The sequence below is a fragment of the uncultured Sphingomonas sp. genome (genome assembly GCF_902806265.1).
Classification (GTDB): Bacteria; Pseudomonadota; Alphaproteobacteria; order Sphingomonadales; family Sphingomonadaceae; genus Sphingomicrobium.
This window is the reverse complement of record NZ_CADCVZ010000013.1, coordinates 1-16,374: the sequence shown is the minus strand read 5'-3', so window position 1 is coordinate 16,374 and position 16,374 is coordinate 1. Positions and strand designations below refer to the sequence as shown.

Annotated in this window: 14 protein-coding genes; 3 read left to right on the top strand and 11 right to left on the bottom strand. The window is 68.1% G+C overall.

The window, feature by feature from the left end; all coding sequences use genetic code 11:
• On the top strand, positions 1 to 3,062 hold a 3,062-nt coding region (locus QZX62_RS03440), incomplete at its 5' end, for a peroxidase family protein (RefSeq protein WP_294172139.1).
• A gap of 89 nt (positions 3,063 to 3,151) precedes the next feature.
• Entirely contained in the window at positions 3,152 to 4,207 is a 1,056-nt protein-coding gene (locus QZX62_RS03435; RefSeq protein WP_294172138.1) for an SMP-30/gluconolactonase/LRE family protein, read from the top strand.
• Here QZX62_RS03435 and QZX62_RS03430 read toward each other — a convergent pair.
• Entirely contained in the window at positions 4,197 to 5,423 is a 1,227-nt protein-coding gene (locus QZX62_RS03430; protein WP_294172136.1) for a Gfo/Idh/MocA family oxidoreductase, read from the bottom strand. The two genes, QZX62_RS03435 and QZX62_RS03430, sit on opposite strands and share 11 nt — an antisense overlap.
• Positions 5,424 to 5,598: 175 nt before the next feature.
• On the opposite strand from QZX62_RS03430, the gene QZX62_RS03425 reads away from it, so the two are divergent.
• Positions 5,599 to 6,885, top strand: coding sequence for a serine hydrolase (locus QZX62_RS03425; protein WP_294172135.1), 1,287 nt, complete (start codon positions 5,599 to 5,601; stop codon positions 6,883 to 6,885).
• Between the two features lie 14 nt (positions 6,886 to 6,899).
• Here QZX62_RS03425 and virB11 read toward each other — a convergent pair whose 3' ends face one another.
• The 10 genes from virB11 to QZX62_RS03375 form a co-directional block, all read right to left on the bottom strand.
• Complete coding sequence (gene virB11, locus QZX62_RS03420; RefSeq protein WP_294172140.1) at positions 6,900 to 7,856, bottom strand: P-type DNA transfer ATPase VirB11; 957 nt, start codon at positions 7,854 to 7,856, stop codon at positions 6,900 to 6,902.
• Between the two features lie 41 nt (positions 7,857 to 7,897).
• On the bottom strand, positions 7,898 to 9,100 hold the full coding sequence (locus tag QZX62_RS03415) for a TrbI/VirB10 family protein (RefSeq protein WP_294172133.1): 1,203 nt from the start codon (positions 9,098 to 9,100) through the stop codon (positions 7,898 to 7,900).
• Entirely contained in the window at positions 9,087 to 9,860 is a 774-nt protein-coding gene (locus QZX62_RS03410) for a TrbG/VirB9 family P-type conjugative transfer protein (RefSeq protein WP_294172132.1), read from the bottom strand. Before QZX62_RS03410 ends, QZX62_RS03415 begins: the two co-directional genes overlap by 14 nt.
• Complete coding sequence (locus tag QZX62_RS03405; protein ID WP_294172131.1) at positions 9,857 to 11,092, bottom strand: type IV secretion system protein; 1,236 nt, start codon at positions 11,090 to 11,092, stop codon at positions 9,857 to 9,859. Before QZX62_RS03405 ends, QZX62_RS03410 begins: the two co-directional genes overlap by 4 nt.
• Positions 11,089 to 13,503 carry a VirB4 family type IV secretion/conjugal transfer ATPase gene (locus tag QZX62_RS03400; protein ID WP_294172129.1) on the bottom strand — a complete coding sequence of 805 codons (2,415 nt, stop codon included), beginning with the start codon at positions 13,501 to 13,503 and terminating at the stop codon, positions 11,089 to 11,091. The genes QZX62_RS03405 and QZX62_RS03400 overlap by 4 nt, the downstream gene beginning before the upstream one ends.
• Complete coding sequence (locus QZX62_RS03395) at positions 13,500 to 13,784, bottom strand: type IV secretion system protein VirB3 (protein ID WP_294172127.1); 285 nt, start codon at positions 13,782 to 13,784, stop codon at positions 13,500 to 13,502. Before QZX62_RS03395 ends, QZX62_RS03400 begins: the two co-directional genes overlap by 4 nt.
• 3 nt (positions 13,785 to 13,787) lie before the next feature.
• The gene (locus tag QZX62_RS03390) at positions 13,788 to 14,093 is read right to left on the bottom strand and encodes a TrbC/VirB2 family protein (RefSeq protein WP_294172126.1); all 306 of its coding nucleotides are present in this window, start codon (positions 14,091 to 14,093) and stop codon (positions 13,788 to 13,790) included.
• Positions 14,090 to 14,671 carry a lytic transglycosylase domain-containing protein gene (locus tag QZX62_RS03385; protein ID WP_294172125.1) on the bottom strand — a complete coding sequence of 194 codons (582 nt, stop codon included), beginning with the start codon at positions 14,669 to 14,671 and terminating at the stop codon, positions 14,090 to 14,092. The genes QZX62_RS03390 and QZX62_RS03385 overlap by 4 nt, the downstream gene beginning before the upstream one ends.
• Positions 14,672 to 14,795: 124 nt before the next feature.
• On the bottom strand, positions 14,796 to 15,788 hold the full coding sequence (locus QZX62_RS03380; RefSeq protein WP_294172124.1) for a ferritin-like domain-containing protein: 993 nt from the start codon (positions 15,786 to 15,788) through the stop codon (positions 14,796 to 14,798).
• 24 nt (positions 15,789 to 15,812) lie between these two features.
• Positions 15,813 to 16,374 (bottom strand): ferritin-like domain-containing protein (locus tag QZX62_RS03375; protein WP_294172122.1); only part of this gene is annotated, 562 nt, incomplete at its 5' end.

The window sequence follows — 16,374 nt, the reverse complement described above, 5'->3', positions numbered from 1 at the left end:
TCATCAACTTCATCGCGGCTTACGGCACGCACGTGCTGATCAGGGGGCAGACCACCGCCGAGGGCAAGCGCGATGCGGCGCTAACCATCATTAGTGGGCAGTCGGTGGGCGGCTTGGCCGTGCCTTCCGACCGGCTCGACTTCCTCAATGGCAAAGGCGCTTACGGAGCCGCCGCAGGCCTTGGCGGCGTCGAGCACATCGACCTTTGGATCGGCGGGCTGGCCGAGAAGAAGAATTACGACAGCATGCTCGGCTCGACCTTCGGGTTCGTGTTCCAGATGCAGCTCGAGAACCTGCAGAATGGCGACCGCTTCTACTATCTGCAGCGCCTCGACGGTCTGCACTTCTTTGAGCAGCTGGAAGGCAACACTTTCGCTGCGATCATGGAGCGCGCCACGGACGCGACGCACCTGCCGTCCGACGTCTTCTCGACGCCGGACCTGATCCTGGAGGTCGATCGCGACAGGCAGTTCAACGACATCGATCGCGACGGCGACCTGGAACACGACGATCCGCAAGGTTTTGTGATCCGCGACAATCCGGCGACCTCGGGCGCGGACTCGAACTATCTCCGCTACACTGGCGACTACCATGTGGTGCTTGGCGGTGCGGCAAGCGCCGATACGCTGATCGCGGGCGACGGGGACGATACGCTCCATGGCGATGGCGGAAACGATCGCCTCGAAGGCGGCGGAGGCGGCGACCTGATCAACGGCGGCGCCGGAAACGACATCATCACGGACGAGGACGGCGACGACAACATTAAGGCCGGCGACGGCAACGATGCCGTTCGCTCCGGGCCGGGTGCCGACCTTGTCCTGGGCGGTCGCGGCCAGGACTTCGTCGTCCTGGGCAGCGACGAGGGTTCCGAGGTGTTCGGCGGCGAAGGCAACGACTTCGTCCGCGGCCACGACAATGCGGAGCTGATCTTCGGCAACGAAGGCGACGATTGGCTCGAGGCCGGAGCCGCTGCTGGCGCAGCTGGCGACAACCTCGACGGCATTTTCGAAAAGGACGATGTCGACGGGCACGACGTGTTCGTCGGCAATGGCGGCGCCGATCACTTCATCGGTGAGGGCGGCGACGACATCATGGTCGCTGGCGGGGGCGCCAACAGCATGCGGGGCATGTCCGGCTTCGACTGGGCGACCTTCAAGAACCGTTCGGGCGGAGTTACCGCATCACTGGCGACGCCGAACAGCACCGCCGCCTTCGAGACGGTGGAAGGCCTGTCCGGCACCCGCTTCAACGACAGGCTCACCGGTTCGGACGTCACCTCGGCAACCATCGGTGCCGCCGGCTTCCGCGGGAGCGTCTTAGACGCGCAGGGGATTGCGGCGATCGATGGGCTGCAAACGCTGCTCGGCAGCGGCGTCACTTCCTTCGGTGCAGGCGATATCCTGCTGGGCGGCGATGGAAGCGACCTGATCACCGGCAGGGCGGGCAACGACATCATCGACGGGGACCGCTGGCTCAACGTCAGGATCAGCGTGCGGGAGAACAGCGACGGCACGGGCCGCGAGATCGGCAGCGCCAACAGCATGGGTGAGCTGCAAAGCCGGATCTTCAACGGCACCATCAATCCGGGCCAGCTCGTGATCGCGCGCGAGATCAAGGTTGCGAACGGAGCGAACGACACAGACATCGCCGTCTTCTCGGGCGCGCGAGCCGAATATGACATCAGCTACGGCAAGGATGGTACGGTCACGATCGCCCATGTGCGCGGAAACAAAGCGGACGGCACCGACACGCTGCGCAACATCGAACGGGCGCGCTTCTCGGACAGCGAGATCGCGCTGAACGGTAGCGGCTCGACGGGCAAGCCGGTAATCCGCGACAGCACTCCGACCGAAGGTCAGCGGTTAACGGTCGACACGTCCGCCATCAGCGACTCGAATGGGCTCGGCACCTTCCGCTACCAGTGGCAATCGTCGACGAACGGCACGACCTGGACCAACATCGCCGAAGCAACGCAATCGAGCTTCAGGCCGACGGACGCAGCCGGCCAGGCGTTCGGCCCGCAGGCCGGCCTGCTGCTCAGGGTTGCCGTGAGCTTCATCGACGGCGGAGGAACGCTTGAGACCGTCCACTCGGACGCCACCGATCCGGTCGGCGTGAACTGGTCCGGTTCTGCCGGCTCCAACACGTTCGACGGACCGGCTGGCGACGACATCGCGGACGGCCGGAACGGCAGCGACGGGCTGAACGGCAACGCCGGCAACGACACGCTGAACGGCGGTAGCGGCAACGATAGGCTGAACGGCGGCCGGGGCGACGACCGGCTGGATGGTGGACAGGGCGCAGACACCGCGCTGTTCGCCAGGGCTGCTGCCGACTACAGCTTCGACGGCACCGGCGGCACCATCCGCATCACCGACCAGCGCGGGAACGAAGGCACCGACACGATCAGGGATGTGGAAACGCTGCGCTTCGCCGGGACCGACTATGCGGTCGTGACCGGCTCGCCGGGCAACAACAAGCTTAACAAGATCAAGGACCTCGACGGCCGGCAGACAGTGTTCGGCATGGCTGGCAACGACACCATCGACGGTGGCGCGGGCAACGACCTCATACACGGCGGCGAAGGTGCCGACCGGATCAGCCAGAATGCCCAAAGCGGCGGCCGGGATCGGGTCGACGGCGGGTCCGGCGAGGACATCTATCAGCTACTGGGCGGCAGCGGCGCCGAAACCTTCCGCATCTACTCGCGCGACGCGGCGCAAGCGGCGGGTCTGACCGGGCTGAGCGCCGACACCGAGATCGTGGTCACCCGCAACGGCACCAGCAATGCCGCGATCATCGCCGAGCTCGACGACATCGAGCAGCTCCTGATCAACGCGACACGCGTGCTGGCGAATGGAAGCAGCGGCCGCGACACGTTCCAGCTCATCGGCGACTTCGGCGGGACCAGCCTGCGACTGGACTCAACTGCCAGCGCAAGCGCCACACCCGCTGCTGCGAGAAGCTTCATCGACTTCTCCGACCGGATCTCCATGTCTCCGTTCGACGAAGCGATGCAGGTGCTGCTCCAGCGGTCGTGGCAAGGGGACTACCTCACCTAGGACAAGTCCGCTTATTTCTGGGGAGACCTTGGCGGTGCCGCGCAATCCGGCCTTTGCTCCAGTCCACCGATAGGGCATCAGCCCTTCCGATGGTAAATGGAATTGCTGCCTGGATCGCCCTTGCCCTAGCGCTGGCGCTCCAACCCAAGCCGGCCGGTGAGTTGCGCTCGGACAACGGCTCGATCGAACGGTCTGCCCCGGAGCTCGACGACCTCGTTCCGTCGAAGGCCAGGATCGAGGTGCTGGCCACGGGGTTCGGCTGGAGCGAAGGGCCGGTCTGGATCGGGCAGGGCGGCGGCTACCTCCTCTTCAGCGACGTCCCGGCAAACCGGATCCACCGGTGGACCGCCACGGAAGGTGCGAGCCTGTTCCTCCATCCCTCGGGCGGGACGGTGAGGGCAGGTTTCCGCGAGCCCGGGGCCAACGGGCTAAAGCCGGGCGGTTCCACTTCCATCTTGGTCGCGGACCAGGGTAACAGAGCGATCGCCCGTCTCGACCTCAGAACCAAAGCGAAGCGGTTCCTGGCGCGCCGGTTCAAGGGCAAGAAATTCAACTCGCCCAACGATCTCGCGGTCGGACCGGACGGCTCCATCTGGTTCACCGATCCTCCCTATGGGCTCGAGGGCATCAATGCCTCGCCCCTAAAGGAACAGCCCGTCAACGGCGTGTACCGGCTTGCGCCGGACGGGCAGGTCGCGTTGGTCGAGTCGGGTTTGCGCTTTCCCAACGGCATCGCCTTCTCGCGGGACGGAGCCACCCTGTACGTTTCGAACTCCGACCCTGCGCGGGCCGTGATCCTCTCCTACCAAGTCGCCGCCGACGGCGCCTTGTCCCGCCGGCGTGTCTTCTCCGACATGACGGCGCTTGCCTGGAAAGGGCTGCCGGGTCTGCCCGATGGAATGACCGTGGATGAACGCGGCAATCTATGGGCGACAGGTCCCGGCGGAGTTCACGTCTTCAGGCCCGACGGTCGCGAACTGGGCCTGATCTCGACAGGAGCAGCGATCTCGAATTGCGCGTTCGGCGGCAGTGACGGGCGCACGCTATTCATGACGTCCGGGAACAAGGTTGCGGCGGTCCAAACGAAGGTCCGCGGCGCTCCACATCGGCTTCCGCCGGTAACGCCGCGAGCGCCTAGCTCCTGATCGTTGCGTCCGGGTTCAGTCTCACCGTCCGACCGGCCGCGGCGGACGCGTAGATCGCCTCGATCAGGCGCAGGTCTCGCAGCCCCATCTCACCGGGCGTCCTGATGCGAACACCCTCGCGTATCGCGTCGACGAAGTGGTCGAGCTGGCGCGCGAACTGGACCGTCGGGTCGCCCGACTGGAACTCGCGGCCGCCGCCGGCCTCCAAGGTCATCTTCTGGCCCGAATAGTTGGTTGCCGGGTCCATGATCAGCGCTCCGGTGGTGCCCCGCGCGTGCACGAAGTTCGCACCCGAAGAGTCATACGAGGTGGCAAGCTGCGCCACCGCGCCCGACGGAAACCGCCATTGCGAAGAGACCTGGGCGAAGATCTCGGAAAAGCGAGGATCGCCGGCGGGCCTGAAGGTCGTGGCGCTGATGCTCTCCGGCATCTCGCGGGTGAGGTAGAGCGCAGCCTGGAGCCCATAGATCCCCAGATCCTCCAGCGCCCCCCCACCCGTGAGCGCGCGATTGACCCGCCAGTTCTCGCTCGGACTGGTCGGGCTCATGCGGTAGGACTGCTCGGTCCGGAGGAGCCGCAGCTGTCCGGCGGCACCCCGGGCCATCAGCTCCATCGCTTGCAGATTGTGCGGCTCGAAATGCGAGCGGTAGGCGATCATCAGCTTGCGGTTCGCCCGGCGGCCGGCCGCAATCATGCGTTCGCACTCCGCACTTGAGAGCGCCATCGGCTTCTCGCACAGGACGTGCTTGCCGGCCGCAAAGGCGCGGGTTGTCCACTCCGCATGCAGGCCGCTGGGCAGGACGATGTAAACCGCTTCCACCTGCTTGTCGGGGGCGATGTTCGCGAACGTCTCATAGGAATAGCGCGCGTTCCGCGGGATGCCGTAGGCGTCTCCGACGCGGTTCAACTTCTCGGGATTGCCGGAAACAAGAGCCGCAACATGTGCCCGTTCGGCTTGCACGAACCGCGGCATCATCTGCTTGAGCGCATAATCGCCAAGACCGACGATTGCGAAGCCGACGCTGTCAGCCCGCTTCTTCCGCGGCGGCGCGGCGGGGAGTTCTACGTCGTTCGGCATCTCCTGGCCGAGCGCCCGGACTGCGGCCCCCGACTGCACCAGCGCCGCCGCGGAGCCCGTCGTCAGCGCCAGAGACGCAGCCGTCACCCCTCCGCCGACCTCCAGGAACCCCCGCCGGCTCACGCCATCCCCGATCATCCACTGCCTCCTGTTCGGTGCTCGATCATTTTTGAACCCGCCCTCGCCCAACGCCTGAAGCGGGTCAGGGGTGCGCTCATAGCCGCAGCCGATCCACAGCGCCCAAGCTGCTGCCGATCTTCCCTGAACCGGGCGGTCCCGCTAGACGCTTGGAGGAGGCTGCGGGAAGGATCCGATGAAGTCACTGTTGCTTGGGCTAGCCGCACTTGTCCTCGCCGTTATCCCTGCCGCGCAGGCTGCCGCTCCGAAGCGTCCGGCAGCGGCCGCCGGGTCGGTTCAGATCGACAAGGCAAGGATCGACCGCACACTCGCCGAGATGGTCTCCACCGGCCGCGTCGCCGGGGCTTCCGCGCTCCTGTGGAAGAACGGCCGCGAGGCCTATTTCGGTACTGCGGGCCATGCCGATCGCGAGGCCGGAAAGCCGATGCGGCGGGACACGCTGGCCCAGATCTACTCCATGACCAAGCCGGTGACCGGCGTCGCCCTGATGCAACTATGGGAACAGGGCAGGTTCGGCCTCGACGATCCGCTCGCGCGTTACCTGCCCGAGTTCGGGGCGACCAAGGTGTTCGCGGGACTGGACTCCGCCGGCAAGCCGATCCTGCGGGCACCCGAGCGTTCGATCCTCGTGCGGGACATTCTCCGCCACACTGCCGGTTTCGGCTACGGACCCGGCGACAGCTATCCCGAGATGGAATGGGCTCGGCTCGACCCGCTCAAGCGTGATCACGACCTGGCCGAGTTCGGCCGCCGGCTGGCGCGCGTTCCCTTGTTCTTCGATCCGGGCCGGCAATGGCGGTACAGCGCCGCGGTCGACGTGCAGGCTCTGCTGGTCGAGAAGCTTACGGGAGTTCCGTTCGAGACCTACGTCCGTCGGCATATCTTCGAACCGCTAGGCATGAAGGACAGCGCCTGGACGCAGCCGGAGGAGCGCTTTTCCCGGCTTGCCGCCATGTATGAGAAAGGTGCCGACGGAAAGCTCCAGCGTGCCTCCGAGCAGGAGCAGCGCGGTCTCAACTTCGACCCCGCTCGAAAGCTCACCATGGGCGGCGCGGGCATCGCCTCGACCGCGGACGACTACATGCGCTTCGCCCGAATGCTGCTCAATCAGGGCAGCCTCGACGGCGTTCGCATCCTCAAGCCGACGACCGTGAAGCTGATGGCGACGGATCAGCTCGATCCACGCGTGACCGAGCGGTCCTGGCTCCCCGGCAAGGGCCAGGGCGGTTTCGGCTTCAACTTCTTTGTTCGCACCGGCCAGCCCAAGGACGCCAGCGAAAACCGCGGCGCCGCGGGCGAGTTCTTCTGGGATGGACGAGCCTCGACGCTCTTCTGGGTCGATCCCGCCAACAAGCTCGCAGCGGTCTTTCTGGTGCAGGTCATCCCATACGACGGCACCCTTCACCGCGACTTCCGGCGTGCCGTGTACGGTGACGATTACCTGGGGCCGAAGGGCGACTGACCGCGAACGCTGCCTCAGACCTGCGCGCGTAGATCCTGGATCGCGGCGATTGCTCGCTCGCCGCCGCGGCGGTCGAGCTGGACGATGACGTCGATCACCGATCGCGCATAGGCCAGCGTGTCCGCGCGGGTGAGGCCGAGACCGGCCTGCATGACCATCAGCCCGAGCTGCTCCAGCGCGCCTTGCGGATTGTTGGCGTGGATCGTGCTGAACGAGCCCGGGTGCCCGGTGTTGATGGCGCGGAGGAAGCTGACGGCCTCCGTGCCCCGGAGCTCGCCCAGGACGATGCGGTCCGGGCGGAGGCGCAGGGAGGCCTGCAGCAGGTCGTCCGTGCTCACCCGCGCTTCGCCCAGTTCGCCTTTGACGGCGACCAGCCCCAATCCCGCGGGACTGTTCAGCCGGATTTCGGGCGTATCCTCGATCAGAATGACCCGCTCGGCCGGCGGCACTTCGCGCAGCAGCGCATTAAGGAAAGTGGTCTTGCCCGACGATGTGCCGCCGCTCACCAGGATCGTGCGGCGCTCGGCTACGGCTTGCCGGAGGTAACCGATTGGGTCCTCGTCCGGGTCGAACGCCGCAAGGTCCGGCGCGGCATCGCCCCGGCGGCTGGCGTAGGCCGACAAGGGCAGATCGACCAGCCGGTGGCGGCGGATCGCCATTGCCCAGCCGCTGCGGGTCGCCGGCGGGGAGATGAACTGGACGCGGGCGCCGTCGGGCAGCGTCGCGGCGAGCAGCGGGCGCTCGCGGCTGATGCCCTGGTGCGTGGCCCGCGCGACCTGCTCGGCGAGGCGGCGAATGAGCAGGTCGTCGACCTGCGGCGCCTCGACGCGTTGCAGGTGCTGAGTTCCGGCCGCCTCGATCCACAGCTCGCCCGCCCGGTTGAAGATGATCTCGGAGACATCCTCGCGCTCAAGCCAGGTGCGGAACGGACGGAGGTAGGCCGAGAGGTAGACGCCCGCAGTCTCCGCCAGGTCGACGACCTCCGCCGGCGGCTGCGCGGGACCCGCCGCGTTCACGGCCGCGGCGCCGTGCTCACTTGCGAGAAGTTGAGGTCCCGGGCGGTGAACACTCGTACCGGATGGCCTTGCTGCACCCGAACGGTCGGCGGGATGGCGCCGTTCTGCTGCGCCGCCACCCCTGCGGCACCGCCCCCTCCCGATACCAGCAGCGACGCACCGCCGGTGCCGATCGCGCTGGCGGCGCCGACGACCGACAGCAGCATCGCCGAGCCGAAGCGCTTGAAGAAGTGGCTCTTGACGTCCCCCGTCAAACCGCTGGTCCCGGCTTCGTCGGTGCCGGGCGAGGCGATCGCGACCGACACGCCGTCCGGGCGGATCAGCCGCGACCAGAGCACGTAAACGCGCGTCTGGCCGGCGGCGAGGCCGCTGCGGTACTGGCCGATCAGACGCGACGAACGGGGGATCAGCACGCGGCTGCCGTCGAAACTCCGCACGTCCTGGCTGACGACCGCGCGCGCGAAGCCGGGAAGGTCGCTGTTGATGGTTGTTTCCAGCACTGCGGGGATCAAGGTTCCCTGGCTGACCGTGCTCGCCGGATCGGCCATGCGGGTGGCGGTGGCAGAGTCCGAAGCTGATGCGTCCGCCTTGGCCGCGAACTCGTCCTGGCCTGCGGCCGGTTTCGCCGGAGCCGGCGCGCCCGCCGCTGCTGTTGCTGCCGGCGAGGGATCGGCCGCCACGGGCCCGGATGAGTCGAACAGCAGGGTGGGCGAGCGCAGGCGGTCGGCCGCGGTCGGGCCGGCCGGAGCGGCCGGTTGAGCAACGGGAAGCCCGAGCTGCGGATAAGTCGGCGCGGGCGAGCTGAAGACCAGCGAGGACTGCGGGGCCGCCGCGCCCGCCGGGTCCATGGCGCTGAGCTGCTCGGGCGTCGGCGGCGGGATCAGCGGAAGCGCCTGCTCGGTCGTTGCTGCCGCGGGCGGAGGCGCCACGGCCCGCTGCGCGTCGCGCCCGCTGCTCAGGCCCCAGAAGGTCGCCAGGCCGAGCACCACCGCGGCCGAACCTCCTGCGATCAGCCCGGCCTTGTCCTTACCGGCCGATCTGGCGGCGACCGCCGGATAGGCCATCCGGCTTGCCTCGACCAGCGCATGGTCGTCCATGTCGCCGCGCGGGTCGTAGGGCACCAGCGGACCGTGCGTGCGGCTCGCCGGGCTGACGATGTCGTCCGCGCGCGGGGCAAAGCTCGTCTTAGCGGCGTCCATCGCGGCTCTCCGTGTTGGCGGTGCGGACCGGGCGACCGGGCCGCGGTGCCGCGGTGATCGTTGCGCTGTGCTTGCCGCGGCGCAGGATCAGCTGCGGCGCGACGCCTTCGACGATGATGTAGCCCTTCTCCATCCGGTAGTTGGACGGGCTTTCCGTGCCATCGGGCGCGGGCACCAGGACCGCCGGCAGGGGGACCTTCTCCGGCCAGCTCAGGTAGGTCGACTGCCCGTCGTCGAACACGCGCGCGGGCCGCAGCGCCTTGGCGCCGCGCGCGGTCCAGCCGAAGTGCAGCTGCGGCAAGGGCGCGGGCGGCAGCGCATTCTGCGCCAGGCTCGTGCTGGCCGGAGCGGGCTCGGGCGGCGGCGGGACCGAACCCGGCGCGGGATAGTCCGGATACTCGAAGCTGAGCGCATAAACGGGCTGCGCACCGCGCCCGGCTTCCAGGTCGAACAGGTAGGTGCGCTTGTCGGTCACCACCATCAGGTTGCTGCGCGCGCCGGCCGCCAGCGGCTTCACGAACAGGTGGTCGCCGCGCTTGTTGGGCGTGACCTGCCACGATACGCTGTCGCCCACCGCGACATTCTCGATCCGCTCGTCGGGACCGAAGCGGATCGCGCTCTGGTAGCCGGGCTTGCCGACGAAGCGCACCACCGTCTCGGGCTTGAACAGCACCGTCCGCACCCGCGTGTCGGCAGCCGCGACCGGAAGGGCGGGCGCGGCGAACAGCAGCAGGGCGAGCGGGAGTGCCAGATTCTTCATGTTTTGGGCCTTCCGGCGTGGGGCGAGGTGGGCGGCGGGCGGAAACGGGTGCCGATCCCCTGGACGCGGCGGTCCACGGCCGTGGCGGGGGAGTTCGGGCGATCGCCTGGGCTGACCCCGACGGACCTCAGCCCCGTTACCCGGACGTCGCGGACCGGTGCGTCCGCCACATCGTTGGCGGGAACGCGGGTACCTGCAACGATGGCGCGAACGCGGTCGGACGCGGGGGGCGCCGACGCAGCGGCGCTGGCGCTTGCGGGGCCTAGCTGGGCAGCCGGCTGGTTGTTGCTCGCAGCAGCCGCGGCAGCGGGCGCAGAGGCGCTGGCGGCGGCCGCAGCGGACTCGGCGCGGCCGTGCGTGCCGATGGTCCAGCCCGACACCATCGCCCCGCTGACCTTCAGGACGATGACCATCAGCGCGACGTAGACCGCGGCACCGAGGAACATGGTCACCGCCCCCTGCATGCTGACCGGCCCGCCGCTCAGCGAGGCGACGATCGGCGCAAGCAGCGCCAGCGCCGCGCCGCCGATCAGCACGGTGAACAGCGGCACCAGCGCGAACATCACCGCGCCCTTGAGCCAACCGACAAACAGGCCGTGGGTGCCGCGGAACAAGGCCATGACGATGAACACCGGCCCTAGCGCGAGCAGCGCCGCCAGCGCGATGCGCGCGACCAGCAGCACGCCGACCGTGCCGAGCAGCAGCAGCATCGCCGCCATCCACAGCACGTCCGCGGCGGTCCAGCCGGCGGCTTGCGGCGGAGCAGGAGTGATGCCCGTGTCGGTCAGCGGCAGCGGCTCCTTGGCCGCCTCCGCCGCTTGGGCTACTGCGGCGAACAGGGTATCGAGCTGCCCCGCGAAGGCGGCGGTCGCGGAGCCCTGCTGGCCGGTCACGACGGACGCAACCTGGTCGGGCGCGCCGGTCAGCAAGGTCCAGACGACGCTCTGGTAAGCGATCCAGCTCGTCGCGAAGGTCAGCACCAGCCCAAGGCCGAGCATGCGCGGGGTGAGCATGTTGAGGCCGAGCTTCGACCGCCCGGTCAGCAGGTTCACCGCGAGCAGCCCGATGTACAGCGTGAGCAGCAGCGTCAGCGCGCTGATCAGCGAGCCGTCCGCGCCGAACAGCCGGCCGAACGCCTTGGCGGTTCCTTCGGCGCTGACGCAGTCGACGACGCGCAGCGCTTCGGCGATCCCGGCTTCGCCCTCGACCGACAGGGTCGGGCAGCTGCTCACTCCGCTGCCTGCAAAAAGCCGGCGCCGCTATCCTCGCTACCCGGCCAGGGCGCTCCGACCAGGATCGGGTACCAGCGCGCCGGATCGTCACCGTGGATCGCCCGCAGCGCATCGAGCCGCCGCACGCTGGCTTCACGCCCGGACAGCACGGTCAGCACCTCCGGCATCCCGCCAAGGTCAAGCCGCACGACGACCGAATGGTTGGCGTGGCGGACCAGGAAGCAGCGGCTGTGCACCGGCAGGCTGCGGATCAGCTCCAGCTCATGCTCCGATAGGCCGAAGCCGCCGCAATAGTCCTCCGCGCGCGCCTTCGGATTGGGCATGAAGATGCCGGTCGCGGTCTGCTCGACGATGGCGCTGCTGATGCGGCTCTCCAGCGCGTCGCGCGCCGATTGCGTGCCGAACCCGACCAGCGCGTTGCGCTTGCGCAGCGTCTTCATCCAGTCGCGGATGCGGCCGGTGAACACCGGATCGTCCAGCGCCTTCCAGCCCTCGTCGATCAGGATCATCGCCGGCTCGCCGTTCAACCGCTCGTCGATGCGGTGGAACAGGTAGAGCATGGTCGGCGCGCGCAGCCGCGGGCTGTCGAGCAGCGCGGTCATGTCGAAGCCGACCAGCTTGCGGTCGAGGTCGAGCTCGTCCTCCAGATTGTCGAACAGCCAGGCGTTCTCGCCCGCACCGACCCACGGTGCGAGCCGCGAGACGAGGTCGCCTTCCGTCGGCCGCTGGTTGCCCGCCAGCAGCTCGCGGAAGTGGCGCAGGCGGCGAAAACCGGGATCATGCTCGAAGCAGGCATCCACCGCTTCGGCCACGACCCGCAGCTCTTCGGGACCATCCACCTCCAGCAGCGTTCCGACCCAGTCGCGCAGAAAGGCGCGGTTGGCGGCGGTCTCGGGCAGCCGCAGCGGGTTGAAGCCGGTCGGCTGGCCGGGCGACAGGCGGGCGTAGTGCCCTTCCATCGCGCGGACGAAGATCTCGGCACCGCGGTCCTTGTCGAACACGACGGTGCGTGGGCCAAACCGCTGGGCCTGCGCCGCCAGGAAGTTCAGCACCACCGTCTTGCCCGAGCCCGACGGTCCGATCACCGTGAAGTTGCCGAGGTCGCCCTCGTGGAAGTTGAAGTGATAGGGCGTCGCGCTGGTGGTCTCGAACAGCGCGGTCGCCTCGCCCCACTGATTGCCGTCCCTCCGGCCGAGCGGAAAGCCGTGCAGCGACAGGAACCCCGCGGCGTTGGCGCTGGAGATCATCGCGCGGCGCACGGCATAGGTCTCGTTGCCCGGGAACTGGCCCCAGAAGGCGGGCTCCAGGTTGACGTCCTCGCGCACTGCGACCGCGCCGAGATCTGCCAGCGCCGCGCCGGCTTCGGCCATCGCGTCGTCCAGCTGGTCGAGGTCCGGCACTTGCACGGACAAGGACAGGTGGTGATCGCCAAACCCGACCTGGCCGGCGGCAAGCGCATCCTTGGCGCCAAGCATCTCGCGCCGCTCCGTCGTGGCTTCCTCGTCCGTGGCGCGCAACCGGCGGATTGCCAGGTCCATCCGCTCCTTGGCGATCTGCCGGTCGGCGGGCGCGAAGCTTTCGGTCAGCACCAGCGCATGCGGCAGGCGCAGCAGCCCGTCGATCAGGCCCGGGCGGGTGGTCGCGGGATATTCCTTGAGCGACAGGGTGCCGGTGAAGCTCCGCCGCGTCGGGCCGCGCGTCTCGATCGCGTCCAGGCCAAAGCTGACCCGCGAATAAGGCAGGTGGTGGCCGAGGTCGACATCCGGCTCGGGCGCGAGCACCGGACGCAGCTCGCCGTTGAACAGGGCCGACAGCAGCTCCAGCGGCTCCGAGCAACGTCCGCCCGGGCCGTCGTAACCGCCCAGCGGACGCGCGCCGTAATCGTGCAGCCCGGCAATCAGCGCGGTCATCGCGGCATCCAGGTCGCGCAGCGTCCTTGGGTCGTGCTCGTCGCTGCCGGACTTGCCGAGCCGGCGGGCAAGCCGCTCGGGCCAGCCCGTCTTCCCGCGCGCAGGACGCCGCACCAGCGTCAGGAACTGGTCGTTGACGAACAGGCGGCGCTTGCCGAGTCGACTGCGCCACAGCTCGTCCATGCGCCGCGCGAACCCAGGTCCCTCGACCGCGGACAGGCCGACCGCAACCGGGCTGCGGATGATGTGGCGGTAGAGCACGAAGCGCGCGTCGAGCGTGCTCCGCAGCAGCATCTCCCGCACGCCCTGCGCATGGTTGAGCTCGTCTGCGTCCGCGGTCTCGAACGCCATGCCCGGCACATGGATCGAGCGCATCAGCGAGCCGTCGCGCAGCTCCACCGTGCTCTCGTCGAGCAGCCGGCGATACGGCAGCCGGTCGCCGGCGCGATGCTCGCGCTTGGCCCAGCTGGCGGCGCCTTTCCAGGGGTTGCTGCCGGTCATGGTGCGTAGCTGTTGCAACCCCAGCGCTTCCAGTTGCGGACGCGCGGGCAGCGGCTCACCTTGGTGAGCCACAGGTCGAACACCCGCGGTTCGCGCAGGCAGGCGAGGTAGCCGATGCCGTGGACGGCAAGCGCCACCGGCAGCGCCAGGAACGAGCGGGTAATCAGAAAGGCTTCGGTGGTGATCGCTGCGTTCAGGACGAAATAGCTGTAGGTCACCCCGCCGAACATCTGCGGCCGGGTCAAAGCCCGGAACACCGGTTCATTGTGGAGCCCGGCCACCGTCTATCTCGCCGCCGACGCGGTGGCCTGGATGCCCGACACGATCGCGGTCGATCCGAACAGCACAAAGCAGCCGATGATCACCGTCGCCCCGAACCGCCAGTTCATCCGGCCGGTCAGCATCATAAAGCCGACCATCGCCACTGCGATCACCGCGACGGCGGTCGCGACGTTGCCGAGCAGGGTGCCCTGCAGCCAGCTCAGCGCGGAGACGATCGGGCCGGAGCCCTGCGGATCGGTGGTCTGGGCCGCGGCAGGAGCGGCAACGGTGGCGAGGCTCAAGGCCAGCAGCGCCGAGAAACGGGTCATGGACGGGTTCCCTGCAGGTTTGACATCTTGAACAAGCGGTCGACGACCGCGCGGACATAGAGTTGGGTTTCGCGGATCGCGGGAACCCCGCGCGCCCGCTGCACCCGGCCGGGTCCTGCGTTGTAGGCGGCCAGCGCGAGCTCAACGTCGCCGTTGAAGCGGTCGAGCTGCTGGCGCAGGTAGCGCGCGCCGCCCGCCAAGTTGGCATGCGGATCGTGCGGGTTGACCTGCAGGTCGCGCGCGGTGCCGGGCATCAGCTGCGCCAGCCCGATGGCGCCCACCGGCGAACGCGCACCGGCGCGCCAGCGGCTCTCCTGCCAGACCAACGCTTCCAGCAGAGCAGGGCTGATCCCGTTGAGGTCGGCAAGGTAGTCGACGGCCGCGGTATAAGCGGGCGGCGCTGCCGAGCCGGTCACCTGCGTCAGCGCCTCGGGCGAGATCTCAACTTCGCCGATCGTCTCGGGTGCAACATCCGAGTCGGCGACCGATGGCTGGTCGACGGCGCGAACGACGACCTTGCCGTCCGCGCTCAATTCAATCACGTCCGCCGATACTGGCACTGCAAGCACGCATGCCAATACCGCAAGACAAGGACCGAAGGCGCTGCCCGCCGCCCGTGCGACGAACCGCCCAACCCTCCGTCTTGTCTTGCTCATCACCACCTCTGCGCTGCCGCGGTAAACCCCTTGCGGGGTTCCCCGATCAGCCTGCTGTACTCGTGTTGATAGGCCCATTCACGCCGTTCGGGAAGAAGCCTCCCTGCGGCACCGCGCCCGGGTTGAGATAGACGATGTTGAGAACGTCGCCCGCGGAGCGGCTGAAGGCGAGACCGTTGGCGTCGGTCGGAACGATGTTCGACGCGCCATTCATAGCGCGCACACCCTGATCGACATCCGCCGGGTTATCAAGGCTGTCACGCGCGTCCGAAATGGCCTCAGTCGCATCGATCAGCGCCGGTGTTGCGATCCCCTTGCCGTAGAGCACGGTCCGGATAAGGCCGGCATGGTAGGCCTCCGCGCCGAGGATACCAGCCGCGGCCGACAGGAATGTCGGGCTCTGAATAAGCGGTGAGGCACCCTTGTAAGCGGTTACCCCGACATCCTCGAAGATGTAGGCCCCGAGCAGGAAGTTCTCGTCGCTTGCGTAAGGATCGAACGCTTGGCCCTGGGTGATCAGACCCGCGGCAACGGCAGCCTGGGAAAACGGCCCGGTCGCGGTTGCACTGATGTCGATGGCTGGCTGAGCAACCGCCGCCGATCCGAGGGCCGAGCGCAGGAAAGCGACGTGCGCGACCTCATCGGCGGCAATCTCGTTCGCATACAACCGGACCACCTGATCGGTGAAATTGACCTGCCGCCCACCGGTCACCTCGCCCTGTGTGCCGGTGCCGGTGAGGAGGTTTGCCGCAAGGCCTGCTCCCGTCGCCGCGAAGCTGTAGAACTGGGCTTCCAGATACTCGAGATTGAGTGCGAAGTTGAGGATGTCGGCATCCGACAGCCCGGTTTGCGGAGGTGGCGTGTTGACGTTCTCGTCGACCCCGAGGCCGTCACCTCCGCCTCCGCCGCCGCAGGCACTGACCGCCGCGGCGCCGGCAACTGCCGTCGACATGCCGGCAAACTTGAGAAAGGCCCTGCGTTCGACGCGGCGCTTGGCCTGGCGCTCGAACACTTCTGCAATGAGTTCATGCTGGTTCATGGCGACCGCTTTCCTATCTGGGGCTTAGCCCGCGCTGCTCACTCGGATGGTGCCGTTCACGCCGGCGGGGAAGAATCCTCCCGCCTGAACTGAGCCGGCATTCAGGTAGGCGATGTTGAGCACGTCGCCGGTGGTGCGGGCGAAGACCAGACCATTTTGATCGACCGGAACGATGTTGCTTTGATTGCCGATCGGCCGGATGCCTTGATCGTCGTCGATCGGATTGTCGATCGTGTCACGTGCGTCCGAGATCGCCTCCGTTGCGTCGATCAGCGCCGGCGTCTGGATGCCCTTTCGGAATAGCGTCGTCCGAACAATGGCGGCATGGTAGGCTTCAACCGCCAACAGGCCCGCGGACGCTTCCAGGAAGGCTTTGTTGGCGAGCAACGGGGCCGCGCCGCGGTATGCGGTAACGCCCACATCTTCGAAAATAAAGGCGCCCAAGAGGAAGTTCTCGTCATTCGCATAGGGGTCGAACGATTGGCCCTCGCCGATCAGCCCCGCCGCCCGGGCGGCACTCGAAAAGGCTCCAGCCGGATCGGTGCCGATATCGATCGCCGGTTGCGCGACCGCCGCAGCGCCAAGC

Excerpts from the sequence above, each read along its gene's own strand:
- QZX62_RS03435 (WP_294172138.1), top strand. The coding sequence starts at position 3,152 with ATGGTAAATGGAATTGCTGCCTGGATCGCCCTTGCCCTAGCGCTGGCG.
- QZX62_RS03430 (WP_294172136.1), bottom strand. The coding sequence starts at position 5,423 with ATGATCGGGGATGGCGTGAGCCGGCGGGGGTTCCTGGAGGTCGGCGGA.
- QZX62_RS03425 (WP_294172135.1), top strand. The coding sequence starts at position 5,599 with ATGAAGTCACTGTTGCTTGGGCTAGCCGCACTTGTCCTCGCCGTTATC.
- QZX62_RS03415 (WP_294172133.1), bottom strand. The coding sequence starts at position 9,100 with ATGGACGCCGCTAAGACGAGCTTTGCCCCGCGCGCGGACGACATCGTC.
- QZX62_RS03410 (WP_294172132.1), bottom strand. The coding sequence starts at position 9,860 with ATGAAGAATCTGGCACTCCCGCTCGCCCTGCTGCTGTTCGCCGCGCCC.
- QZX62_RS03400 (WP_294172129.1), bottom strand. The coding sequence starts at position 13,503 with ATGACCGGCAGCAACCCCTGGAAAGGCGCCGCCAGCTGGGCCAAGCGC.
- QZX62_RS03390 (WP_294172126.1), bottom strand. The coding sequence starts at position 14,093 with ATGACCCGTTTCTCGGCGCTGCTGGCCTTGAGCCTCGCCACCGTTGCC.
- QZX62_RS03380 (WP_294172124.1), bottom strand. The coding sequence starts at position 15,788 with ATGAACCAGCATGAACTCATTGCAGAAGTGTTCGAGCGCCAGGCCAAG.